The organism is Priestia endophytica DSM 13796, assembly GCF_900115845.1.
GTDB classification, from domain to species: Bacteria; Bacillota; Bacilli; order Bacillales; family Bacillaceae_H; genus Bacillus_I; species Bacillus_I endophytica.
In genome coordinates this window covers 99403-123329 of sequence record NZ_FOXX01000011.1, presented here as the reverse complement: position 1 = coordinate 123329, position 23927 = coordinate 99403, and the positions used below count along the sequence as shown (strand labels likewise).

Sequence of the window (23927 nt, the reverse complement as noted above, 5' to 3'; positions counted from 1 at the left end):
GATTTTATTTCCTTTTTACTCTTTTTTTGGGCGTATCTTGATTTATATGAAATGGAAGGGCAATTGTAAATGTTGACCCTTCTCCAGGCACACTCGTAAAGGTGAGCGTTCCTTTATGAGCTTCTACAATGTTTTTGGCAATAGCAAGACCTAGACCTGTTCCACCGCTTTTTCGGTTTCTTGCTTTATCTACTCTGTAGAAACGATCAAAAATAGATGCTTGATCTTCCTGCGGAATACCAATTCCATAATCTTGAACAGAAACTGTAACGCCATTTGGCTTCTTGTGAAGAGACACATCCAAGTGTTTCTCACTATACTTTAGGCCATTATCAAGTAAAATAATCAGAAGCTGTTTGAGCTTATTGCAATCGCCTACAATAGGCATATTCTCTTCCTCTTTATGAACCTTAATTGTCCTATTATAGGCATGCTCTAAGCGCTGTGAAAGTTCTGTAACAAGGTGAACAACATCCACTTCTTCTTCCTGAAGATCTCCTTGTTCATTGCTTTGAGCAAGCATAAGCATCTGTTCTGTCATCTCTTTCATTCTAACAGCTTCAGAATGAATAGCTTCAATCGATTCTTCCAGGACTTCAGGCTTTTTTGTCCCCCATCTCTTTAGGAGGCTTGCATAGCTTTCAATAACAGTTAGTGGTGTCTTTAATTCATGCGAAGCATCTGAAACAAACTGCTGCTGTTTCTCAAAGTTCCGCCTTAAAATGTCCATCATATTATTGAATGTTTTCCCCATAATGTATAACTCATCACGCGAAGATTTTGGTAATGAAAGTTTTTTAAATCGTCCATTCTTTTGAATTTCCTCCATCGTTTGCACAAGAGATTGGATAGGTGAAAGTACAATATTTCCTAAGGTCCGGCTCGCAAGAATAATTGGAATTAAAATTAAGAGTGACGTCCCAATCAAAACAAAGCGAAGAGCACTTAAATTTTCACTCATCTGTTTTAAGCTTGTTGTAATCTCTAAACTCACAATTGAACCATCTGTCCAAATCAAGGGATGATATACAACAGCAAACTTTTCTCCATTATATTCCCGTACAAATGCTTTTTCTCCATGCTGATACGTAACAGGTAGCTTCTGAAAATGAATTTCTTTTGTTAGAGTATTTGATACAAGCTTATTGTCTTCGTCAATCACGCGTATCATTCCATTTGGGGGCAAGTATGCTGTTAATAGCTGTTGAAGATTATCTTGAGGTTGAATTGTACCAACCATGTCTTTTGCTTGGGTTTGAAGACGTTCTAGTTCACTGTCTGTTGTCATTTTATTAAACAGCAAATAAACAGCACTATTTGCAAGCAACAGTAACGAGAGCAGCGTTACTGTTGTAAAAATATAAATTTTATACTTAATAGGCATTAAGCTTGCTCCTTTAGCGTATAGCCTACTCCTCTAACCGTATGGATAAGCGGTGTATCAAAAGGGTAGTCTACTTTTCTTCTTAAATAACGCACATATACATCAACAACATTTGTATCACCATAGTAGTCAAATCCCCACACATTTGTGAGAATTTGCTCTCTGTTTAAAACTTGCTGCTTGTTTCGAAGCAGATAGACAAGCAAATCAAATTCTCTTGGTGTTAATTCAATCGCTTCCCCGCGTCTAATCACATCTCTTGTTTTCTCATTAACCGTTAAATCCCCTGCTTGAAGCTGTTCCTCTTCTTCTTTTTGATATATTGCATTTGTTCTGAGACATGCGCGAATTCTTGCTAACAGTTCTTCAATTTGGAAAGGTTTTGTAATATAATCATTGGCTCCTTGATCAAGTCCGTTAACTTTATCTACAACAGAGTCACGAGCTGTAATTAATATAACAGGAGTATACGTATCCGTAGAACGAATCCTCCTCAGCACTTCCATTCCATTTAACTCTGGTAGCATAACATCAAGCAAAATAAGGTCCCAGTTGCCTTTTTGAAAGAGCTCTAACCCCTCTTTTCCGCTCGCAGCAATATCTGATTGATATCCTTCGTATTCTAATTCTAAGGAAATTACACGAGCAATTTTTTCTTCATCTTCAATGATTAAAATATTTTGAGTCATTTGTTCCTCCTTATTTCCCTAAAACTTCTATACCCATTTTAATTTTTGTGACTGTTTCTATAATTTGAAGTATAGCACAGGTCATTCTCTAAAAAACGCCTCTTGCCTTTTCAAATGTTTAATAAATTCGCATTTGTTAATATCAAATAAAAGGAGGTTAATAAAATGAAACATTATCATATTATTGTCCAAGGAAAAGTACAAGGGGTTGGATTCCGCTACTTCACAGCTCTTCAAGCAGGTGAATTTGATTTAGTTGGTTTTGTTAGAAATTCAGACGATGGAAGTGTTGAGATTGAAGTAGAAGGTGCTGAAGATCGGATAAAACACTTTATAGAGAAAGTAAAAGGTGGCTCTCCTTTCTCACGAGTGGACAAACTTTCTTACTCAGAGCAAAACCACCTTGCAAACTTTTCTTCTTTTAAAATTCATTATTAACGTTTTCTATCCTTTATATGGTCTTGTTTGATAGAAGTAGTTGGGCGTTAGCACTTTATTTTGATAAGGTTTATGAAAAATATGGGTTGTAGCAGGCGATAAAGGAGGAATAAGCCATGTCCAGTTCCCTGTTACATCTCGTCCTGCTTTTCGCTCTTTTTCTTCAAAAAGTCGGAACTGCTCTGCTGCCGTATGATGATCAACAATGCTCACTCCCTGCTTTTTAAAAGAAAACAACACAGCCTCATTAAGTTCGATTAAAGCTCTATCTTTCCAAAGTGTTGCATTCCGACTTGTATCTAGCCCTAGTATAGAAGCTACTTTTGGCAAAAGATTATACCGATCCGTATCAGCCAAATTTCTTGCTCCAATTTCTGTTCCCATATACCATCCATTAAAAGGTGCTGCTGTGTAGGAAAGCCCTCCAATTTCTAGTTGCATATCAGATACAATTGGCACCCCATACCATTTTACTTTGAGATCCTTAAACTGTTGAATTCGAGGATGTTCAATCATCACTTCCACAATAGCCGTTTTCGGAATTTCTCTCCAAACTGGTTTTCGTTCCCCAATGCTTACAACAAGAGGAAGAAGATCAAAATTTGTTCTTTCTCCTTTCCAACCTAGTCTCTCACAAACTTTTGTAAACGAAAGAGAAGCGGAGTCACCAATCAGCCCAAATTCTGTTTGATAGCCTGCATAGCGAATAAGCTGATGATTCCAAATCTGAACCTTTTCTTCCCCTTGCTCTTCTCTAAATATACTAATTGTAGGCCGAACTTTCCCTCCGTTTGTCGCATATTCAATATGCTCTATAAGGGAATCTAATACTTCTTCTTCTTTTCTTACGTGCCGCTTGTCACGAACTGTCAGCGAGGCCCAAAACAAACGCCCAATACAGCGATTGCTATTCCGCCAAGCCATCCGTGCACCATGTTCAAGCTCTTCAAACGTATGTTGATAACTGCCGTTTCTCTCTATCTGTTCGACAACTGCCGTTATTCTCTCTTCTTTTTCTTCCTCTGTTTTATGAAGTTCTGTATAACAGATTTCAATAAACTCTTTTGCCTGTTGGATAAGTTCTTCTGATGTCATGTAACCCCTCCTCTTTTCTCCTCCTTACACTCTAACATCTCTTTCTTATTAAATTATTCTCTAAAATTGAAAGAATCATGAACGTAAATAAAGAAATAATACTCGCTTTTCTTATTGACGATTAGTTGTTTTTAAAAGATAAACGTTTTGTGGCTTACTTTTTAAGGAAAAGAAAACATGATACGTGCATACATCTATAAAAAGGAGGAATGCTTATGCTAAATATGCTGCTTGCTACACTTGGGATTCTTGTCCTATTCTTTGCCGTGACAGCTATTTTTATCGTTCTGTTCCGTTCTTTAGTTGACTCTAGTCAATCTAAAAAAGTAGATGCTTTGCCATCCTCACACAACAAAGATGAAAGCATATAAAAAAGCCAGATCTTCCTAGAGGGAAGGTCTGGCTTCTTATTTACTTTCCATAGTTTTTCATCTTATCCTGAAGCTGCATAACGCGTTTTGTACCATCTTCACGAAGACGTTTGTTTTCCTCTTCAATCGCCTGCGTCTCTTCCATCCCTTTCCTAATGATGTTCCAAGATTCTTCAAGCGTCTCAATTTTCACGCTAGGCTGACCAGACATACGAGCAATTTCCGTACTTTGTGTTGAAATATTTTGAGCATTTTTTAAGATCATTTCATTTGTACGACGATCAAGCTCACTTAATGAATCCGCCACAAGCTTTTGGCGTTTTGCCGCCACAGCTTGAATGATACCATTTTTGAAGATTGGAATAGTTGTAATAAAGGCCGAGTTCACTTTACCAATCAGCTTTGTATTCCCCCGCTGAAGCATCCGAATTTGTGGCGCTGTTTGAACAGCAACGATACGTGCCATTTCTAAATCATAGATTCGTTCCTCAAGTGCTTGAATGCTGTTATTTAATGTATCAAGCTGCATTGATGCCATTTGGTTTCCGCCTGCTGCTTTTTTCTCTAACTCCGAGACCTCTGACTTAAGCTCATCCACTTTAAGTCCACCAGCAACAATATATTTTTCTAAATCTAAGTAGTATGCAATATTGTGTTGGTACATATCTTCTAACGTATTTGTTGTTTGCACCATCTTATCTTTGTAGCCTGAAATCTCTCCATGAATTTTATCAATTTCTTTTCCAAGTGTTTGATATTTAGCAAAAATCTTATCAATCATCTTTTCGCCACGTTTAAAAATTTTGCCTAAAAACCCTTTCTTTTCTTCAAAATCATTCTTATCGAATTTGTCCATTAATTTACCAAGCTGTTTTAGCATTGTACTTGAGTCATTCATCTCAGACGCTCGCATCATTGATAAGATTTGATCTGAAAACTGAGAAAGCTGCACAGCAGGCTCTTTCCCGAATTCTAATAAAGCCGTTTGATTTCTGTAATCAATACTTTGTGCAAGTTGCTGCACTTCTGGTTCTTTACGAAGCTCAAGCCTCGTTTCATCTGCTGTGACTTCTGTTAACTGATCAACAGGCTCTGTTGTTACTAATCCTGTATTTGAATTTGTCATGATAATCTTCCTTTCTACTTTTTCATAGATTTTAATACTTTACGAAAGATGGAAGGTTGCTTAAAATCTTGCCCAAACACCATTTCATCTAGCCAGTGTGTATCAAAGCATTCGCTATTAAGATAAAGCTCTAAATCATTATGACCTTGTGGATTATAAAGGAAAAGATCAAAGCCAAATTCATTTAAAAGAAGCAGAAGAGCTGCGTCTGAACGAGAAAGAACGCCATTTTTTTCATTACAATATAAGACAAGCTTTGGTATTTCTTGCGCATAATCAAACTTCTGCATCAATTCTAATACAAACGTTGGAATTGATGTAATTTGAGTAAAAAGATAAAGCTTAGCCTCTTCTTCTGTTTCTCCTTGTTTTGTAAGCCAATTTGTTGTTTTGCATGTATTAGCAATTGCCGTTGCTATCCCTTTTTGTAATCCTTCTGGCAAATGCTCATATTTCCACCAGTTGCTTCTTCTCATCTTCTCTTCGTCAAGCTCACCATCTCGGTTTAGGCAGTGTTGATAGTGATATTGATAGTTTGCTTGAATTTCTGTCGTGAACGGAAACGATTGGACAAGCGATGCTTCTTCATATTCTGTTAGGGTTTGAACACGATCCCAATATTCACGTTCACTATGCGATACTCCCATAATTTTAGCAAATAAATTTGGAATACGAACTTGTTCGTTCTGAACGGAAAAGTTCGGCCGAATAAATGCTCTCTCTTTTGCTAGAATAAATGTCTCATCATACGTTGTTTTAAGTGTGACAGCCGTTGGCACGTAATCACGAAATTGCCAAGGTTTATAAAGGGAAGAACCCTCATGATGAATCGTATGATGCATTTCTTGTGAAGCTTTGTAAGCAACTGTTCCCTTTCGCTCGGGTTCTTCTGTTGGAAAAGGTTTGATTTCCCCGTTAATTGGATGTTTCACAACATCTGTAAATATCTCTTTCTCATCTATTAACGAGAAATCATCTTCTCCGCCCGGATGGAAAATGATAATGTCAAAGCCAAGTAAAGCTAAATAATAGAAAAAATACACCTGACTTTTATTCATATCTCCATACCATACAATACAAGGTGGTTTCTCAAGAATAGAATATGTTTTTAACCATGAATCAAGATGATTCCAAGACCACTTCATTAAATCTAAAAAGACGCGCCTGAAGTCCTCATGTGCGAAACCATAGTGTTGATCAAAGTGTTTTAATACTTCCATAAAGGATAAACGAATATGACGATGAAAGAGCGGATTTTCATGTTTGGGGATAAGTTGTTCACCTTCTAAAAAAGCAACAAAGCGGTTAATGGATAATCCGTTCTCTCTCTGGTTAACCATATGGATTTTCTGGATTGCTTGGAACCTTTCTTGAGAAATAGTTTTATCTAGCTCCTCACTTAATATATGAACATCCTGTTTTTGAGCCAACTCATAAAGCTTAATATAATACTCTGTTTCATCATGAGTGATGCCAATAATGCGAGCGCCAATCGTGGAAAATGCAAGACCTTCTTCTTCACTATAACTAGGTCTCTCTTTTAGCGGCTTCTCTATTTGCCCCCCCCAGCTACCGGTTTGGAATGGATAGTGGGAAATATTCATTTTTTGCCCAACCATGCTTTCTCCTCCTTTCTGCTATCATTTGTTTTTAGGGTTTTTAGGGTGACCAAAAACTGCAACCATGCCAGAGCGAGTCACTGCATAGCAGTTCCCAAATTTCCGAATACTTCCTACCGGAAAATCTTGAACCCTTTTCCTTAATGTTGATGAGTTAATTCCCCATTCTTCACAAGCTTGTGCTGAACTTAAAATATGATTGCTGCTTAAATTAATTTTATTTAGTGTTATCATCTATCACAACATTCTTTCTATTACTAAAATAAAGTTGGCTTTTATTCATATGGATGTCCCTCCCAAATCATAAGAAACCTATCGTATAGTGTAGCTTGATTAAATAGATGCATTGAAAGACACCGCTTTCTTCAGTCATGAGTTACAAAAAGAAGGAGACATAAAGACTCCTTCTTTTTTATTACTTACTCGTCCTCTTTTGAAGCAGCAACTTCTTCCATGTGATGCTTTTTCTGATTTCGCTTATGAATAATAAATGTAATAACAAATGCTAAAATAACAATAATAAAGAATGCAGTATGCGGCAATTCATAATGGAATACGCTTGCGAACATTTTTAAAGCAATAATGGCAATTAATATAAAAGCAGTATGTTCTAATTCTGGAATACGATCCATTAGACGTAAGAAAAATCCGGCAACAGTACGCATCATAATAATCCCAAGAACTCCGCCTAATAAAAGAACCCAAACTTTCTCAGAAATTGCAAGGGCAGCTAAAATACTATCTACTGAAAAGGCAAGATCCATCAATTCAACAGCGATAACTGTTCCCCAGAAAACGCCAAATACACGTACTAAAAATCCTGGTTTCTTTGCTCCACCTTCATCATTTCCATTAAGGAAGAAATGCGAGATAACAAGCCAAGCAAGATAGGCGGCACCTAACACTTTAATCCACCAGAATTTAATAAGGAACATGCCTAGCCCAATGAATAAGAATCTAAAAAATACGGCTCCAAAAAGTCCGTAAGTTAATGCCTTTTTTTGCTTGTCTGCTGGCAACGGCTTTACCATTGTTGCTAATACAAGAGCATTATCTGCAGATAACAAACCTTCTAAAATAACAAGTGTACCAATTAACCCCCAAGAAACGGGATCTGTTAATACTTCAGCCCATGCATGCAAGTCAAAAGCTTGTGCATAGGTATGAAGCATTTTGTGTAAAATTTCCATATCTATTCCTCCTACTAGATGAAAAGCAGCTGTTATACCTCTAAGCCATAGTTACGGCAAAGAGCAGCTAAACCACCAGAAAACCCACTGCCAATGGCATTGAATTTCCAATCTCCATTATGACGATAAAGCTCACATACTACAACGGCTGTTTCGATGGAAAAATCTTCTCCTAAATCATAACGGATCAGTTCTTTCCCTGTTACTTCATCAACGAATCTAACAAAAGCATTTGAAACTTGTCCAAAGTTTTGGTTGCGGCTTTCGGCATCATGAATAGTAACAGTAATACCTACTCTGTGAATGTTTTCAGGAATTTTTGAAAAGTCAACGAAAAGTTGCTCATCATCTCCTGAGCCTTCTCCTGTCCGATTGTCTCCAGTATGCTCGACACCACCACTTGGATGTTTTAAATTGTTATAAAAAATAAAATCATGATCATTTTGACAGTTTCCTTTTTCATCAGCTAAAAAAGCAGATGCATCAAGGTCAAATCCAGCACCGCCATCGTATTGATTCAAATCCCAACCAAGTCCAATGATTCCTTTTACTAACCCAGGATTTGTTTTTGTTAAATCAATGCGCTGACCTTTTGATAATGAAATTGACATTGTTATTCCTCCTTTTTTATTCTGAGAAAAGCCGGTGCTGAATGAGCACCGACCAGTTGTTTTATTTACACATCTAAACCGTAGTCTTTAACAAGTGAAGCAAGCCCACCTTGGTAACCAGAACCAACAGCAGCGAATTTCCACTCTCCACCATGACGGTAAAGTTCACCAACTACAACAGCTGTCTCAATCGAGAAGTCTTCTCCTAAATCGTAGCGAATAAGTTCTTTATTAGACTGCTGATCTAGAATACGAACAAAGCTGTTTGAAACTTGTCCAAAGTTTTGGCTACGCGCTTCACCATCGTGAATCGTAATGACAAAAGCAATCTTTTCAATATTTGAAGGAACAGCCTGTAAATCAACAGCAACTTGTTCGTCGTCTCCGGATCCTTCTCCAGTTCGATTATCTCCTGTATGTTCAACAGCACCGCTTGAATGCTTTGGCTGATTATAGAAGATAAACTCTCCTTCAGATGGGCACTTTCCAGATGCATCTAATAGAAAGCAAGAACTATCTAGATCGAAGTCCTTTCCTCCATCATATTTATTTGTATCCCATCCTAAACCAACTGTAACTTTTGTTAATCCCGGATTTGTTTTTGTTAAGTCAATTTTTTGTCCCTTTGATAATGAAATAGCCATGATTTTTCTCTCCTTTTTATATGAAAGTAAACAAATAGCCTTTCTTCAATACATCTTAAGAATAACTACGAACAAGTTCTTGAAGGTTTGTATCTTTTGTTCCATCACCAATCGCACCAAACTTCCAGTCGCTACCATGACGATAGATTTCTGCTACAACAAGACTTGTCTTTCCGCTGTAATCATCACTTAGATTAAAGCGGAGAAGCTGTTCACCGTTATCTTGGTTTTGAACGCGAATATAAGCATTTTTGAGCATTCCAAAATCTTGTTTACGACGAACACAATCATAAATATTAACAACAAAAACAAGTTTGTTTATGTAAGATGGAATATCTTGCAAACTCACTAAAATTTGCTCGTCATCCCCAGCTCCCTCACCTGTTAAGTTGTCTCCACTGTGTGTTACACTTCCACATGAGCTTTTTAAGTTACCAAAATAGATAAGCTGCTCTTTTTTTGTAATTTTGTCATCTTGTAACATAAGAACTGAAGCATCACAATCAACGTTTGGAGCTTTATTTCCGCCTCCAAACAAAGAGCTTAAAAGCCCTCCGCCACCGCTCGATTGAACAGGATCCCATCCTAATCCAATTAAGATGTTGGAAAGTGTTGGATTTCCTTTTGTCAAATCAATACGCTGACCTTTTTGAAGCGTAATCGCCATTGGATTCCCTCCTTGTCATTTCAAAAATCACGTTAACGTGATTTCCTCACCTATTTATCGTATTATAGTTTACTAGTTTTATCAAATTGCTATACTCCAAACCCCTTAGATAAATAAGTCTTAATATGTAATACGAACAATATAGAAGAAGGTTTCGTTTTTTGTAGAAATTTGTTCTCTAATCATAAAAGTGACCAAGCTATCACAAGGGTGTCGCTTGGTCACTTCTTCTTTTTAAAAAACAGTAGAGCATTTTTAGTTTCTTCTATTGAATACGATCCAGTGCGTTTTTTAAATCCTTCCATATATCTTGCCATTCTTCAATTCCAACTGATAATCGAATCAGTCCATTTGTAATTCCCATTCGTTCGCGCTCTTTTAGTGGAATACCTGCATGGGTCATTGTAGCTGGATGTTGAATTAGTGTTTCAACATCTCCGAGGCTTACCGCGATTTTAATCCATGATAAAGCGTTAAGAAACGCTTGTGCTTCTTCTTTCCCTCCTTTAATCTCAAACGAAATAATCCCTCCGCCAAGACTCATTTGCTTCTTGGCAATTTTATAATGAGCATGATTAGGATCAAAAGGATAGTAAACATTTTCAATTGCTCTATGTTTACTTAGTCGGTTCATAAGTTTTTCAGCATTTAAACATTGCCTATCAAGACGCACACCAAGCGTTTTAATTCCTCGTAACAAGAGCCAAGCATCAAAAGGAGAAAGAATTCCACCCATATCTTTATGAACAGACTTTTTCATCTCTTTCATGCACTCTTCTCCACCTACAACAAGTCCTGCAACTACATCTCCATGTCCTCCTAAATATTTAGTAGCGCTATGAATGACAATATTACACCCCCATTCTAAAGGCCTTTGAATATATGGAGAACTAAATGTATTGTCGACAACAACGGGAATGTGGTGTGCTTTCGCAATACGAGCTATAAGCTCCAAATCAACAATTTCCATTGTAGGATTTATAGGAGTTTCAATAAAAATACAGGCTGTTTCAGGCCGAATAAGTCCTTCTATGCTTCGCTTCGTGTCCATTTGACAGAAGTCATAAGTAATATTGTATTTCTTTTTCATAAATTCCAGAAGCGTATACGTACATCCGTATATGCCACTTGAACATATAACATGATCACCTGCCTTCGTAAGAGAAGATAATACAGCGGAAACCGCTGCCATGCCGGAACCAAAAGAAAGACAAGAAAAACCACCTTCAAGCTCAGCTATCTTTCTCTCAAGAGCTGAAACAGTTGGGTTCCCTAGTCGGGAATACATATATCCTGCTTCTTCTCCAAGAAATCTTTTTTCACCTTGCTGGGCTGTTTCAAAGGAAAATGTAGAGGTTTGAAAAATGGGAAAAGATAAACTTTTCGTCTCTTCTTGCAATTGTTCAACATCGTGCACAAGCTTTGTGTTCATACGTTGTTTTCCTTTCACGAACCACCGCCTCCTCACAATGCTTTCTCTCTATATGTATATGCTCCTATTTTCAAAAATCTGTTTATCCTACTTTTTACACCATTACTATATTTATCATATCGTTTGTTATTTTATTTTCTTTAATTAAAAAATGTAAATTCACTTCCAAAATGTAAACCATTTCATTTTTTTGATAATTTAAACTAAATTTTACCTCTTTTTATGTTCATTCACTTTTATTCTATTTTAGAGAAGTAAAAAACTTATATTATCAAGGATTTTATTCTATTAGAATCAACAAAGTATTCCTCTACAACTTTTCTGAATTTGTAGCTTTTTAAATGATAAAAATCTATTTTTTTAGTTTCAAAACTTTTATAAATAGTTTAATAAAATGTTCAAACTATCGTCACAATATTAAAATGAAATTAACATTAAGCAAGGGGGTATTACGATGCAAAACGCTAGAGAAATGGAAACGGTTACTTTTTCACCAGATAATAATAATAAAAATTTCTTTCAAAAGCTTATGGATATTAAGGTAGGTCCACTTCCTTTACCGCTTTATGTTCTTTTTTCAGCTATCGTTATTGCGGCTGCAATTTACAATCAACTTCCGCCTGATATGATTGGTGGATTCGCAATTATTATGGTTGCTGGATTTCTTTTAGGGGATATTGGTATGAAAGTACCAATTTTGAAAAACATTGGTGGCCCTGCTATCATGTCATTGTTTATTCCATCACTATTCGTTTTCCTAGGTTGGATGAATGATTCTTCCATGGAAGCGGTTACAACATTAATGAAGACATCTAACTTCTTATATTTCTATATTTCCTGCCTTGTTGCTGGTAGTATTTTAGGAATGCACCGTCTTGTTCTTGTACAAGGATTCATGCGAATGGCTGTCCCACTTATTGTTGGAACGATTAGTGCAGTTGTTGTGGGTGTTTTAGTTGGTATGCTTTTTGGATATGATCCAGCACATACATTTTTCTTCATTGTTGTTCCAATTATTTCAGGGGGAATTGGAGAAGGTATCTTACCTCTTTCACTAGGATATTCACAAATTCTTGGAGAATCATCTGCTTCACTTGTATCACAGCTCATTCCAGCTGCCATTATTGGTAACGTGTGTGCTATCATCTGTGCTGGTTTTATGAAAAACCTTGGTGAGAAAAAGCCACATTTAAATGGACAAGGAATGCTTGTTAAAACAGGTAATGATGAAGAATTATTAAAAGCAATGAATGAAAAACGTAAAATTGACTTTTCTCTTATGGGCGCTGGTCTTTTAATTGCCTGTACATTCTTTATTACGGGTAGTCTTGTTCATGGTTTGTTGGATAAAGCATTTGGACTCAACGTACCAGGTCCAATCATCATGATCTTCGCGGCTGCACTCGTTAAAATATTTCAACTACTTCCAAAGAAAATGGAAGATGGAACATATAATCTATACAAATTCATTTCAACAAATCTTACATGGCCACTTATGGTTGGTTTAGGATTGCTTTATATTCCACTAGAAGATGTTGCTGCTGTTTTAACAGTTGGATATGTTGTTGTTTGCGCTTCTGTTGTATTAGCAATGGTTACTGCGGGATTCTTCGTTGGTAAACTGATGAAGATGTATCCTGTTGAATCTGCTATCGTAACAGGCTGTCACAGCGGCCTTGGCGGTACTGGAGATGTTGCTATCCTATCAGCTTCAAATCGTATGGGATTAATGCCTTTTGCGCAAATTTCTACTCGTATTGGCGGAGCAGCAACCGTTATTATTGCAACACTTTTACTTGGCATGTTTATGTAAACTTAAACTTAAAAACCCAGAAAGAGAAGCTCTCTTTCTGGGTTTTTATTTTTTCCTTTTCAAAGTATTAATATCTTCTAAAAATTGTCGATGAAAAGAGTAGAAGAGCACATCAACTGTAATCTTTAATAAATGTAATTAGGTGGCTAGCATACTATGGATAAAACTTCTTTCATTGGTTTAATTGTTGGAATCATTGCTGTTTTTGTTGGGATGATTTTAAAAGGTGTGAATGTAACGGTATTATTCAACATTCCTGCCTTGCTAATCATTGTGCTTGGAACCGTTGGAGCAGTAACAATTGCTTTTCCAACACAGGATATTAAAAAAGTGCCAAAGCTCTTTGGAATCTTATTTAAAGAAAATAATAGCTTAAATGTAGAAACACTTATTCCTCTTTTTGTAGAGCTTTCTTCTCTTGCACGAAGAGAAGGACTATTAGCTCTTGAAAGTAAAGTGGAAGAAATTGATGACCCATTTTTAAAGAACGGTTTAAATCTAGCTGTTGATGGCCAGCCGCATGACTTTATCCGCGACGTAATGACAGAAGAAATTGAAGCAATGGAAGATCGCCATCATACAGGTGCATCCATATTTACACAAGCTGGCACATATGCACCTACACTTGGTGTTTTAGGAGCTGTTGTTGGCCTTATTGCAGCTCTTGCTGATATGAGCGATATTGATAAACTTGGTCATGCTATTAGTGCTGCTTTCGTTGCTACACTATTTGGTATTTTTACAGGCTACGTACTATGGCACCCTTTTGCAAACAAATTAAAACGAAAATCTAAATATGAAGTAAATATCCGATACTTAATGATTGAAGGAGTTATGTCTATTGTAGAAGGACAAGCTCCAGCTGTAATTGAACGCAAGCTTGCTTCATTTTTGTCGATTAGTGAACGTGAGAAAGTATTAGCAAGAAGAGATAGTCAGCAAGGTGAAGCAGATGGCTAGGAAAAGAAAATCTAAAAACCATGATGACCATGTTGATGAATCGTGGCTCATTCCTTATGCAGATTTACTGACTCTTCTTTTAGCTCTTTTTGTTGTTTTATTTGCAAGTAGTAGCATAGATGCGGAGAAAATGAAGCAGTTCGCAAGCTCTTTTAATGAAGCATTTGATGGTGGAACAGGAGTATTAGACGAAACATCTTCTGTCCCCCCTGCTGTTTCTAATGATTCTCTGCCAAAAGGTGCCAATACTGAAGAAGGAAACAGTCCAAATGAAGAATTATCGGGGTTACAGCAGAAAGTAGATGAATATATAAGCAATTCTGGACTTCATGATAAGCTTCAAACAACTCTTTCAGACGATGGATTAAAAATCACAATTTTAAATGATGTATTTTTCACTTCTGGAAGTGCCGAAGTGCAACAAGCAAACTATAAAGTTGCACAAGATATTTCAAAGTTACTTGTCATCAATCCGCCAAAACAGATTGTAATTGCAGGCTATACTGATAATATTCCTATTTCAAATGCTAACTTTTCTTCTAACTGGGAGTTAAGCTCAATGCGCGCACTTAACTTTATGAAAGTGCTTCTTGAGAACAAAAAATTGAATCCCCAATGGTTTAGTGTGAGGGGTTATGGACAATATCATCCAATTGCATCAAATAATACATCTGAAGGTCGAGAAAAAAATCGTCGTGTAGAAATTTTAATTACCCCATCTTCAAAGCCAAGTGAATAATCATTTTTAAAACCTATTGTTAGCCATTGTTTTCCCTTCTGCCTTATAATAAAAGAAAATCCTATTTTTGGATTCTCTTTAAGGAGGAATAACAGTGGCTTTTTTTCATACAAAAGATGGTACTCGCCTTTATTACCGTACAAAAGGAACTGGCAAACCCATTGTATTAATTCATGGATGGTCAAATAGTCACGAAGCTTTCTTAATTCAAGAACAACAGCTCTGTGATGATTATCATGTTGTTACATATGATTTGCGAGGACATGGAAAGTCAGACAAACCTCAGCAAGGCTTATCTCTTCATACTTTTGCCAAAGATTTAAAAGAATTACTGGAGCATCTAGAATTAGAAGATGTCCTTCTTGTTGGATGGTCCATGGGTACTTCTGTTATCTTTGAGTATCTTCGCCATTTTAATCAAGAACATATCTCAAAGGTTTGTTTTGTTGATATGACACCTAAATTGCTAAATGATAAAACGTGGAAACTTGGTCTTTATCATGGCTCATTTACGGAAAAAGACAACTTTAATGCCCTCACAACTATTTTTGAAGATTGGCCTTCATATGCTAAAACATTTATAAAAGCTACAATTCCTTATTTAACAGAAGAACAAATTGAACAACTTTTCCATTTAAAAGAAGATAATCTTCCACATGTTATGGCAGCAATGTGGCTTTCAATGAGTGCAAACGACTATCGTGATGTTCTTCCTTCGATTACTGTTCCCTCCCTTATTATATATGGAACAAAAAGCACCCTTTACTCAGAAGACACTGCCCAATATATGGCGCAGCACATTAAACATTCCACTCTCCTTCCTTTTGAAGGGTGTACACACTTTCTAGTTGGAGAGCAGCCTCATCGTTTCACTGAAGCAATCAGAAACTTCGCAACTGAAAAATCTTCGTAAAAGAAGGTTTTTCTTTTTGCAAGAAGAAAAAAGAAGTTTTTCCTTTAAATATCCCTTTTAATTTCTCTTCTCCTCCAATAAGATGGACTAGAGAGAAAAACATTGTTAAGGTTTTAAAAGGTTAAACTTATTAAGAATAACAAGAAGAAAAGGTGTAAAACATGAGTATTTTAACAGTAAAAGACCTAAGTCACGGGTTTGGTGACAGAGCAATTTTTGATAATGTTTCATTTCGCCTTTTAAAAGGTGAGCACATTGGTTTGGTCGGTGCAAACGGAGAAGGCAAATCAACTTTCATGAATATTATTACAGGTCAGCTTGAACCTGATGCAGGAAAAGTAGAGTGGGCTAAAAAAGTGCGCGTCGGCTATTTAGATCAACATACGGTTTTAAAGCGTGGATTAACAATCCGTGATGTATTAAAAAGCGCTTTTCAATATCTGTTCGACCTAGAATCTGAGATGAACGGAATGTACGAGAAGATGGGTGATGTCACACCTGAAGAGCTAGAGAAAATGCTTGAAGAAGTAGGTGTCATTCAAGATACGTTAACAAACAATGATTTTTATGTAATCGATGCAAAGGTAGAAGAAATTGCCCGTGGATTAGGTTTAGAAGATATTGGGCTCGATCGGGATGTTCAAGATTTGAGCGGTGGACAACGTACAAAAGTTTTATTAGCTAAGCTACTGCTTGAAAAACCCGATATTCTACTACTTGATGAGCCAACAAACTATCTTGATGAACAGCATATCGAATGGCTAAAACGCTATTTATTGGACTATGAAAATGCATTTGTTCTTATCTCACACGACATTCCTTTCCTAAACAGCGTTGTTAACTTAATTTATCATATGGAAAATCAAGAGCTTAATCGCTATGTTGGCGATTATAATCATTTCCTAGAAGTATATGAAGTAAAGAAACAGCAACTTCAAGCAGCTTATAAGAAACAGCAACAAGAAATCTCTGATTTAAAGGACTTTGTTGCTCGTAATAAAGCACGTGTTTCAACGCGTAATATGGCTATGTCTCGTCAGAAAAAACTTGATAAGATGGATGTTATCGAACTGGCTGCTGAGAAACCAAAACCAGAATTTCGCTTTAAAGAGGGACGTACAGCAAACAAGGTTATTTTTGAAACAAAAGACCTTGTTATTGGATACGATGAACCCCTCTCAAAACCACTGAATCTTCGAATGGAACGAGGACAAAAAATCGCTTTATTTGGTGCTAATGGTATTGGGAAAACAACGCTTTTAAAAAGCATCTTAGGAGAAAATAAGCCCGTCTCAGGTGAGGTTGAGCGCGGAGATTACCTTGAAATTGGTTATTTTGAACAAGAAGTTAAAAACCCATCAAACCGTACTTGTATTGAAGAAATTTGGCAAGAGTTCCCTTCATTTACTCAATATGAAGTACGTGCAACGCTTGCCAAATGCGGGTTAACAACTAAACATATTGAAAGTAAAGTTGAAGTACTAAGCGGTGGAGAAAAAGCAAAAGTACGGCTATGTAAACTCATTAATCAAGAGACAAATGTACTTGTTCTAGATGAGCCAACAAACCATTTGGATGTTGAAGCAAAAGCTGAACTTAAACGTGCTATTAAAGACTACAAAGGAAGCGTTCTGCTTATTTGCCACGAACCTGAATTTTATGAAGACATTGTAACAGATAGCTGGAATTGTGAAAGCTGGACAACAAAAGTATTTTAAGATGGTATGCCAAGAAGGCATATCATCTTTTTTTGCAAAAACAATTTTAATATTATTTAATTATATGTATTTTTTCAAAGGAAAATGTCTCCTTTTGTCGAATAGTAGTATAGAAGTTTACTATATTAGGAGGACAACACGTGAAAAAATCTGCTTTCATTCTTTCCCTTATTCTTAGCGCAAGCTTTATTCCTTTTGGATTTGTTGATGCTCATGAGGAAACGAACACAGCCCCTCAATACATAAGAGACAAGCTTCCACAGCATCGTGAATTCACAAACTTAACAGAACACCCTAAAACTGAAAAAACAGTTAAAGCAAATGTTTTAAATAAAAATGGACAAATAATTGATCAAAAAGTATTTGAAAAAACAGCTGATTCGACAAATTCATCTTCAACAACTGATCAAGGTACACAAAAAGTAACAGTTCTTGCTGTCGCTGATGAAGAATATAAAGCAGCATATCCTGATTGGCAGAGCCGGATTCAATCTATCGTGGAAAAAGCGGACGATGCATTTAATCGAGATCATAATATTGATTTTGAAGTAAAAGGGTTAGGAGAATGGGGATCTTCAGGACAAAACAGTGAACAAATTCTTGCAGACCTTTCAAAAGACTGGGATGGTCAAGAATACGACTTTGTTATAGGATTTACTCGTGATGCTAATTTTGATGCAGGTGGAATTGGTTACGTTTATAACTCTGAACCTTTTGGAAGTGCGATAAGTGTGAATTTAGACCAAGGAACAGCTAATACAGCAAAAGCTACCCAACATGAACTTTCCCATAACTTTGGACTTGGTCATGATCCACAAGGAAGTGGGATCAAATGTATTATGAACTATGACTATGCTTATTCTGTAGACTATTGGGACCCTGAACATAACGAAACGATAGAAAAAAATAAAATTTGGTACGGAAACTAAACAAAAAAGCTTCTCTTTTTTAAAGAGAAGCTTTCTTAACGTTAAAAGGACGGAATTTTATCATGTCCTGTTTGTTGTAAAAGCTGAGAAACGGTTACAAACTTATATCCCTGCTTTTGAAGATGAGAAAGAATAATAGGCAACGCCTTTATTGTTTGAGTTCGATTTCCTCCTGCATCATGAAAAAGGACCACATCACCTGGCCTTACACCTGAAAGTACATTTTGAACAATTTTATCGACGCCAGGCTGCTGCCAATCTTTAGAGTCTTGATGCCATGACCACAAAATGACTCGATATCCTTCGTCAACTGCTGCATCAACTACGGTGTCATTATATAATCCACCAACAGGTCTAAAAAAAGTAGGACGTTGGTTTGTGATACTTGTAATTGTTTGATGAGCCTTTTGGATTTCTTCCTGGACTTCTTTGCTGCTCATTCCACTTAAACTATGATGGGTAAAAGTATGATTCTCGACCTCATGACCTGCTCCAACTTCTCTTCGGACAATACTTTTATAATTTTTTACTCTTGAACCGACTACGAAAAAAGTTGCTTTTGCATTATATTCTTCAAGAATAGAAAGGATTTCAGGGGTGTACACAGCATGAGGACCATCATCAAACGTAATAGCTACAATTTTTTTACGTGTTGGGATGTCCCAAATCACGTTACCTGTTTGTTCAAACTCTCTCCTTCCCTTTGCTGCATTGCTTTCGATTGGCTGTAATATTGATAAAAGGAAAATGCAGACTATACCCGTCAGTAATGTTCTCATACGATACACTCCTACATTCGTCATAATGATGTAGTATTTGCTGTTCTCTTCTTTTCTATACGAAGCCCTTTACTATGCATCGACATCTTTTCCAAAAAAACAACAAAAAGATATTTCCCCGAAAATATTGTCTCCTATTGTAGAAAATAAGAAAAGAGCGGGAACCTTTTCCTGCTCTTTTCTTTTTAATTTAATATAGGAGAATGAATTGGTGTAATCGTTACGGTTCCTAATTTAAAACCTGGAATCCGGCATATAGGATCAAGCTCTTCGGGGATGAGCATATTAACATTTTGATCTTCCCCCCAGTGAAAAGGTACAAACACCGTATCTTGGCGGATAGCTGTCGAAAATTTACTTCTTACAACAATTTCCCCACGTTCAGACCTCACTTTAACAAGCGTTTGGTCTTCGATTCCATAGTAGGCTGCTGTTGAAGGGTGAATTTCAATAAAGGACTCGAAATTCCGCGCTTCTAAAGCTGATGTTTTTCTTGTTTGCACACCTGTAAGATAGTGAGACATAATTCGTCCTGTTGTTAAATAAAGAGGATACTGTTCTGTTACTACTTCTTTTCTACTTTCCTTATGTCCGATAACTTTCATAACGGCTTTCTCATCGCTATTCATAAATTTATTCTCAAACAATCGAGCTGTCCCTCCATGCTCCTCTGATGGACAGGGCCAAAGAATCCCTTGTTTACTCTTTATTCGTTCATATGTGATGCCATAGTAATCAGCACTTCCCCCCTTGCTGGCAAGACGGAGTTCATCAAAAATCTCCTCAACATCAGAAAATGCAAAGTACTGTTCTTTTCCAAGCTCCCTCGCTATTCCACGTAGGATGGCCCAGTCATTCTTAGCTTCTCCTGGGGCTGGACGAGCACCTTCGCGAAGCATAACACGCCCTTCGAGATTTGTGAGCGTTCCTTTGTTTTCAAGATATGAGGTACAGGGTAAAATTACATCTGCAAGCTGAGCAGTTTCAGATACAAACATATCAACTGCAACTAAAAATTCTAAACTTTCAATGGCTTTTTTCACATAGTTGGCATTTGGATTCGAAACAATAGGATTTGATCCCATAAGAAGCATTCCTTTTATTTCACCCTCATGAATTTTCCCCATCATCTCGTAAGCAGATACCCCTTTATGAGGAAGCTCGCTTTCCTCTACCCCCCAAATGTTAGCAATGTATTTTCTATGTTCAATATTTTCAATTGAACGATACCCTGGAAGCTGATCTGCCTTTTGACCATGCTCTCTCCCACCTTGACCATTTCCTTGCCCTGTAATTGCTCCGTACCCTGCTCCTTTCTTTCCGAAATTTCCTGTTGCTAATAATAGATTCAAAAATCCTCTTACAGCATCGTGACCATCAATTTGCTGCTCAACACCACGAGCTGTGAAAAGCATGCTTGCATTTGCTTCTCCAAACTTCCTTCCAGCTTTTCTTATAAGGGAAAGATCAATTCCCGTTTCTTCTGCAATATGATCTAAACTTAACCTTTCCACATACTCTTTTACTTCTTGCCACCCTTTTACGCGATTGTTAATGAACGATTCATCAATCAAATCCTCTTCAATAAGAATTTTTAAGAGAGCGTTTGCTAATAGAGCATCTTTTCCTGGTTTTATCTTCAAATGAAGATGAGCTGTCTCTGTTGTAGCTGTACTGCGGGGATCAATTGCAATAATGTATGCTCCATTTTCTTTTGCTTCCTCGAAATATGGCATAATTGTTGGCTGACATTCTGCAATATTTGTGCCAACTAATATAATACATTCTGCTTCTTTAATTTCCGATATTTCATTCGTAAACCCACGGTCAATTCCTAAAGCTTCCTTAGCAGCAGAAGCAGCAGCTGCCATACAAAAGCGACCATTATAATCAATATATTTTGTTTGAAGGGCAACACGAGCAAACTTGCCCAGCAAATAAGAAGTCTCGTTTGTTAGAGAGCCTCCTCCGTACGCAGAAAGTGAGTCTTTTCCATACTTTTCTTTTAAGTTACGAAATTTTTCACCAATATACGTAAATGCTTGATTCCATGAAATCTTAACAAACTCTCCTCCAACTTTTAAAAGAGGTGATGTTATACGCTCGCTATGAAGAGCATGCTGATGAGCATTCATACCTTTAATACATATTCTCCCATGGGAAGTTGGGTTATCTTGAGCGATTGTCATATGCTTTGTTCTTGTTACGATAGATTGCTCAACAAGCTGCATCTTACACTGCATGCTACAATATGGACACTGTGCATCATATACTCTTTCTGACTGTACTTTTTCTTGCTTCTCCCGAAAGTACTTCAGCAACATTTCCGTCATATTCTAACCTCACTTTTTTCCTTAATTTATTGCTGTAAACTACTAGCTTTTCTGCTTTGGTCTTGGTGAAGTCTCTCACATAATAAATCTCTAAAGTTCTGTTCGAACAATACTTCTCGTATATGAACATCTGTTAATCTCTGCACCCATCCTCCGAATTCCTCTAGATAGCTTGCCGTTTCCCGGTAGTATTGAATAAGTGCTTTCATCATTTCAACACTTTCCTCATGATCTTTTGCAATAAAAAGCAAGTGTGACGAAGATTCATTTGGTATTTTAGTATACGTTTCAAAGCCTCTTTCTTCCCCAATAATAAGAATGTCTTGGCCACTTAGCTGATGTTCTTCATGAACACATGAAGAAAGTCCAATAGCTAAACGATTTGGCATTGTTAATCGTTCAAATGCTTGATCTAACTTATATGAAAGAGGAAAAATAGATTTTTGTTCGCACTCACACTCGTTCCGATATGAAGCTCTTTTAATTGTAACCATTGTTTGGTCTTGTGTTAAGATTGGTAGATGAAGAGAAGTTAAAATATCTCGAATATTCTCTCTTTTTATGCCATGCAATTCAATACGCTGTTCATGAGAGAAAGAAATGTTTGAGACGTTATACTTTTTAGCTATATCTAAGACATGCTGAAGGTCTTCAATGTTTGCTACTCCTCCATAAAATTGAGGAGTAAGTGAATATGTGCCGTCCTTTTGCAACTGTGGATAACCCGATTCACTCTTTTGTTGTTGCAACTCTGGATACATAATTTTTAAATAGTACTGCAATGCTTTTTGACATTTTAAACATCCTTTTTTATTACTCCATTTCAATTCTTGAACTATGCTTTCAAATGAAGTAAGTCTATGCTCTTGTATTTGTTGAATCACTTCATCTTCTGTTAGCGTCGTGCATTGACACATTGATTGCTTTACAACAAATTCTTCAAAATCGTCATTTTTAATATAAGAGAAAAGTTCTGTAAGAAGCGGTTTACAGCCTCCGCACGAGCTTGAAGCTTTTGTACAGCCTTTCACTTCCTCTATCGTTTGAAGATCTTTCTCTGTTACAGCTTCAATAATGGCTCCTTTTGTTACATTATTGCAATGACAAATCGTTTCTTCTTGAGCCATTGAACAAACTGCTGAACTTTCTCCACTACTTTGAAGCAAACTTAGTTTATCAATTTCTGAAACATCTTGCTTTTTAATCATCATTTCTAATAATCCTGGTCCCTCTTTTGTACTCCCAAATAACACAGCTCCAACTAAAATATCGTTTTTAAATACTAATTTCTTATAGATAGATTTAGTTTCATCTAGCACGCATACAGCTTGCGTTCCGTTAGCGTCCTCAAAGTCCCCAACAGAAAATAAATCTACTCCAGATATTTTTAATTGGGTAGATAAAATGGTTCCTTGATATCCTTTTCCCCCTTGCTGACAAATATGATCTGCGAGCACCCTGCCTTGTTCATAAAGAGGTTTTACAAGCCCATAAACAATACCATTGTGTTCACAGCACTCTCCTACAGCATAAATATCACAGTCTTCTGTTTGTAGATAATCATTTACAACAATTCCTCGATTTACTGTAAGTCCGCTCTCTCTTGCTACCTCAACATTTGGTTTTACCCCTGCAGCCATAACCACCAAATCTGCTTCAACTTTGCTTCCATCTGTGAAATGTATCTCTTCAACTCGTTGATTACCAACAATTTCGGCTGTGTTTTTCTCTAAAAGAAAGTTCATTCCTTGCCGCTCAAGCTCTTTTTTCAACATCTTAGCAGCAACCATATCAAGTTGTCGGTTCATCAGAGCATCTGCAAGATGAACAACATTAACTTTCATCCCTAAATTCATTAATCCTCTTGCAGCTTCCAATCCAAGTAGCCCACCTCCAATAACAATAGCTTTCTTATACTGCTCAGAGGCTCTTATTATTTCTTCGCAATCTTTAATTGTACGGAAAGATTTTACTCCTTCCATATCAGCCCCCGAAATAGGAAGAATAAAAGGTGATGATCCTGTAGCAATAATTAATTTATCGTAGGCAACAGTCCGACCTTGGTCTGTAAAAATTGTTTTTTCATTTCTATTAATCTTTGTAACGGTCTCTCCTGTAAAAAGCGTAATTCTATTCTCTTCATACCAAGACCGCTGATGAAGCATAATGTCTCCGATTGAGGTATCTCCTTGAAGGACTGTTGAAAGCAAAATACGATTGTAGTTTGTATACGGTTCAGATCCAAAAACAGTAATATCAAATAAATCACTTCGCTTCAGAATTTCTTCAATACATCTAATTCCAGCCATTCCGTTTCCAATCAAAACCAACTTTTCCCTTTGCATCTTTTACCCTCCAGCCTAAACGATTTATTTTTTATTATTTCATATGTGCTTGAAAATTGGATAAATGATGTTAAATATTCTCACATGTTCTTATAAAATCCCTTTATCTTACTTTTATTTTCATTTATCGGA

General features: G+C 36.7%; 22 protein-coding genes. 8 read left to right on the top strand and 14 right to left on the bottom strand.

The genetic code is table 11. The features are described 5' to 3' along the window. Positions 1-4: 4 nt before the first annotated feature. Together BM012_RS18770 and BM012_RS18765 are read right to left on the bottom strand one after the other, a co-directional pair. Positions 5-1384 carry a HAMP domain-containing sensor histidine kinase gene (locus tag BM012_RS18770; protein WP_061802435.1) on the bottom strand — a complete coding sequence of 460 codons (1380 nt, stop codon included), beginning with the start codon at positions 1382-1384 and terminating at the stop codon, positions 5-7. Then, positions 1384-2073, bottom strand: coding sequence for a response regulator transcription factor (locus tag BM012_RS18765; protein WP_061802434.1), 690 nt, complete (start codon positions 2071-2073; stop codon positions 1384-1386). The genes BM012_RS18770 and BM012_RS18765 overlap by 1 nt, the downstream gene beginning before the upstream one ends. Before the next feature lie 165 nt (positions 2074-2238). Between BM012_RS18765 and BM012_RS18760 the strand changes: the two genes are divergently transcribed. Beyond that, a complete protein-coding gene (locus BM012_RS18760; RefSeq protein WP_061802433.1) occupies positions 2239-2511 on the top strand; it encodes an acylphosphatase in 273 nt (90 codons plus the stop codon). Positions 2512-2517: 6 nt separating this feature from the next. Here the strand turns inward: BM012_RS18760 and BM012_RS18755 are convergent, their stop codons facing one another. Beyond that, a complete protein-coding gene (locus BM012_RS18755) occupies positions 2518-3606 on the bottom strand; it encodes a nitric oxide synthase oxygenase (protein ID WP_061802432.1) in 1089 nt (362 codons plus the stop codon). 215 nt (positions 3607-3821) lie between these two features. On the opposite strand from BM012_RS18755, the gene BM012_RS26530 reads away from it, so the two are divergent. Further along, complete coding sequence (locus tag BM012_RS26530) at positions 3822-3977, top strand: hypothetical protein (RefSeq protein ID WP_161939273.1); 156 nt, start codon at positions 3822-3824, stop codon at positions 3975-3977. 40 nt (positions 3978-4017) lie between these two features. Here BM012_RS26530 and BM012_RS18750 read toward each other — a convergent pair whose 3' ends face one another. The 8 genes from BM012_RS18750 to BM012_RS18715 form a co-directional block, all read right to left on the bottom strand. Further along, the gene (locus tag BM012_RS18750) at positions 4018-5103 is read right to left on the bottom strand and encodes a toxic anion resistance protein (protein ID WP_061802431.1); all 1086 of its coding nucleotides are present in this window, start codon (positions 5101-5103) and stop codon (positions 4018-4020) included. 14 nt (positions 5104-5117) lie between these two features. Beyond that, entirely contained in the window at positions 5118-6722 is a 1605-nt protein-coding gene (locus BM012_RS18745) for a YceG family protein (RefSeq protein ID WP_061802430.1), read from the bottom strand. A gap of 21 nt (positions 6723-6743) precedes the next feature. Then, a complete protein-coding gene (locus BM012_RS18740) occupies positions 6744-6956 on the bottom strand; it encodes a helix-turn-helix domain-containing protein (RefSeq protein WP_061802429.1) in 213 nt (70 codons plus the stop codon). A 185-nt stretch (positions 6957-7141) separates the two neighbouring features. After that, positions 7142-7912: a TerC family protein gene (locus BM012_RS18735; RefSeq protein ID WP_061802428.1), complete on the bottom strand. Its 771-nt coding sequence runs from the start codon at positions 7910-7912 to the stop codon at positions 7142-7144. A 32-nt stretch (positions 7913-7944) separates the two neighbouring features. Continuing rightward, the gene (locus BM012_RS18730) at positions 7945-8523 is read right to left on the bottom strand and encodes a TerD family protein (protein WP_061802427.1); all 579 of its coding nucleotides are present in this window, start codon (positions 8521-8523) and stop codon (positions 7945-7947) included. 65 nt (positions 8524-8588) lie between these two features. Then, entirely contained in the window at positions 8589-9167 is a 579-nt protein-coding gene (locus BM012_RS18725) for a TerD family protein (protein WP_061802426.1), read from the bottom strand. 55 nt (positions 9168-9222) lie between these two features. Next, positions 9223-9834 (bottom strand): TerD family protein, encoded by a 612-nt coding sequence (locus BM012_RS18720; protein ID WP_061802425.1) that lies wholly within the window; start codon positions 9832-9834, stop codon positions 9223-9225. 265 nt (positions 9835-10099) lie between these two features. Beyond that, complete coding sequence (locus BM012_RS18715; protein WP_082802474.1) at positions 10100-11284, bottom strand: aminotransferase class I/II-fold pyridoxal phosphate-dependent enzyme; 1185 nt, start codon at positions 11282-11284, stop codon at positions 10100-10102. A gap of 409 nt (positions 11285-11693) precedes the next feature. Here BM012_RS18715 and BM012_RS18710 point away from each other — a divergent pair, with 409 nt between their 5' ends. The 6 genes from BM012_RS18710 (at position 11694) to BM012_RS18685 (ending at position 18338) form a co-directional block, all read left to right on the top strand. Next, entirely contained in the window at positions 11694-13079 is a 1386-nt protein-coding gene (locus BM012_RS18710) for a 2-hydroxycarboxylate transporter family protein (RefSeq protein ID WP_061802424.1), read from the top strand. 156 nt (positions 13080-13235) lie between these two features. Continuing rightward, positions 13236-14039 (top strand): flagellar motor stator protein MotA, encoded by an 804-nt coding sequence (motA, locus tag BM012_RS18705; protein WP_061802423.1) that lies wholly within the window; start codon positions 13236-13238, stop codon positions 14037-14039. After that, positions 14032-14778: a flagellar motor protein MotB gene (gene motB / locus BM012_RS18700; RefSeq protein ID WP_061802422.1), complete on the top strand. Its 747-nt coding sequence runs from the start codon at positions 14032-14034 to the stop codon at positions 14776-14778. Before motA ends, motB begins: the two co-directional genes overlap by 8 nt. A 94-nt stretch (positions 14779-14872) precedes the next feature. After that, the gene (locus BM012_RS18695) at positions 14873-15691 is read left to right on the top strand and encodes an alpha/beta fold hydrolase (RefSeq protein WP_061802421.1); all 819 of its coding nucleotides are present in this window, start codon (positions 14873-14875) and stop codon (positions 15689-15691) included. Positions 15692-15852: 161 nt separating this feature from the next. Next, the gene (locus BM012_RS18690; protein ID WP_061802420.1) at positions 15853-17409 is read left to right on the top strand and encodes an ABC-F family ATP-binding cassette domain-containing protein; all 1557 of its coding nucleotides are present in this window, start codon (positions 15853-15855) and stop codon (positions 17407-17409) included. Positions 17410-17549: 140 nt separating this feature from the next. Beyond that, positions 17550-18338: a zinc-dependent metalloprotease gene (locus BM012_RS18685; protein WP_061802419.1), complete on the top strand. Its 789-nt coding sequence runs from the start codon at positions 17550-17552 to the stop codon at positions 18336-18338. A gap of 41 nt (positions 18339-18379) precedes the next feature. Here the strand turns inward: BM012_RS18685 and BM012_RS18680 are convergent, their stop codons facing one another. The 3 genes from BM012_RS18680 to nirB form a co-directional block, all read right to left on the bottom strand. Further along, positions 18380-19117, bottom strand: coding sequence for a polysaccharide deacetylase family protein (locus BM012_RS18680; RefSeq protein ID WP_061802418.1), 738 nt, complete (start codon positions 19115-19117; stop codon positions 18380-18382). A 185-nt stretch (positions 19118-19302) separates the two neighbouring features. Next, entirely contained in the window at positions 19303-21450 is a 2148-nt protein-coding gene (nasC, locus tag BM012_RS18675; protein WP_061802417.1) for an assimilatory nitrate reductase catalytic subunit NasC, read from the bottom strand. 26 nt (positions 21451-21476) lie between these two features. Further along, entirely contained in the window at positions 21477-23795 is a 2319-nt protein-coding gene (gene nirB, locus BM012_RS18670) for a nitrite reductase large subunit NirB (protein WP_061802416.1), read from the bottom strand. Positions 23796-23927: the final 132 nt, after the last annotated feature.

Coding starts and splice junctions, on each gene's coding strand:
- BM012_RS18720 (WP_061802425.1), bottom strand. CDS start 9,834: ATGGCGATTACGCTTCAAAAAGGTCAGCGTATTGATTTGACAAAAGGA.
- BM012_RS18750 (WP_061802431.1), bottom strand. CDS start 5,103: ATGACAAATTCAAATACAGGATTAGTAACAACAGAGCCTGTTGATCAG.
- BM012_RS26530 (WP_161939273.1), top strand. CDS start 3,822: ATGCTAAATATGCTGCTTGCTACACTTGGGATTCTTGTCCTATTCTTT.
- nirB (WP_061802416.1), bottom strand. CDS start 23,795: ATGCAAAGGGAAAAGTTGGTTTTGATTGGAAACGGAATGGCTGGAATT.
- BM012_RS18770 (WP_061802435.1), bottom strand. CDS start 1,384: ATGCCTATTAAGTATAAAATTTATATTTTTACAACAGTAACGCTGCTC.
- motA (WP_061802423.1), top strand. CDS start 13,236: ATGGATAAAACTTCTTTCATTGGTTTAATTGTTGGAATCATTGCTGTT.
- BM012_RS18755 (WP_061802432.1), bottom strand. CDS start 3,606: ATGACATCAGAAGAACTTATCCAACAGGCAAAAGAGTTTATTGAAATC.
- BM012_RS18735 (WP_061802428.1), bottom strand. CDS start 7,912: ATGGAAATTTTACACAAAATGCTTCATACCTATGCACAAGCTTTTGAC.
- BM012_RS18745 (WP_061802430.1), bottom strand. CDS start 6,722: ATGGTTGGGCAAAAAATGAATATTTCCCACTATCCATTCCAAACCGGT.
- BM012_RS18740 (WP_061802429.1), bottom strand. CDS start 6,956: ATGATAACACTAAATAAAATTAATTTAAGCAGCAATCATATTTTAAGT.
- nasC (WP_061802417.1), bottom strand. CDS start 21,450: ATGACGGAAATGTTGCTGAAGTACTTTCGGGAGAAGCAAGAAAAAGTA.
- BM012_RS18680 (WP_061802418.1), bottom strand. CDS start 19,117: ATGAGAACATTACTGACGGGTATAGTCTGCATTTTCCTTTTATCAATA.
- BM012_RS18730 (WP_061802427.1), bottom strand. CDS start 8,523: ATGTCAATTTCATTATCAAAAGGTCAGCGCATTGATTTAACAAAAACA.
- BM012_RS18725 (WP_061802426.1), bottom strand. CDS start 9,167: ATGGCTATTTCATTATCAAAGGGACAAAAAATTGACTTAACAAAAACA.
- BM012_RS18690 (WP_061802420.1), top strand. CDS start 15,853: ATGAGTATTTTAACAGTAAAAGACCTAAGTCACGGGTTTGGTGACAGA.
- BM012_RS18760 (WP_061802433.1), top strand. CDS start 2,239: ATGAAACATTATCATATTATTGTCCAAGGAAAAGTACAAGGGGTTGGA.
- BM012_RS18765 (WP_061802434.1), bottom strand. CDS start 2,073: ATGACTCAAAATATTTTAATCATTGAAGATGAAGAAAAAATTGCTCGT.
- motB (WP_061802422.1), top strand. CDS start 14,032: ATGGCTAGGAAAAGAAAATCTAAAAACCATGATGACCATGTTGATGAA.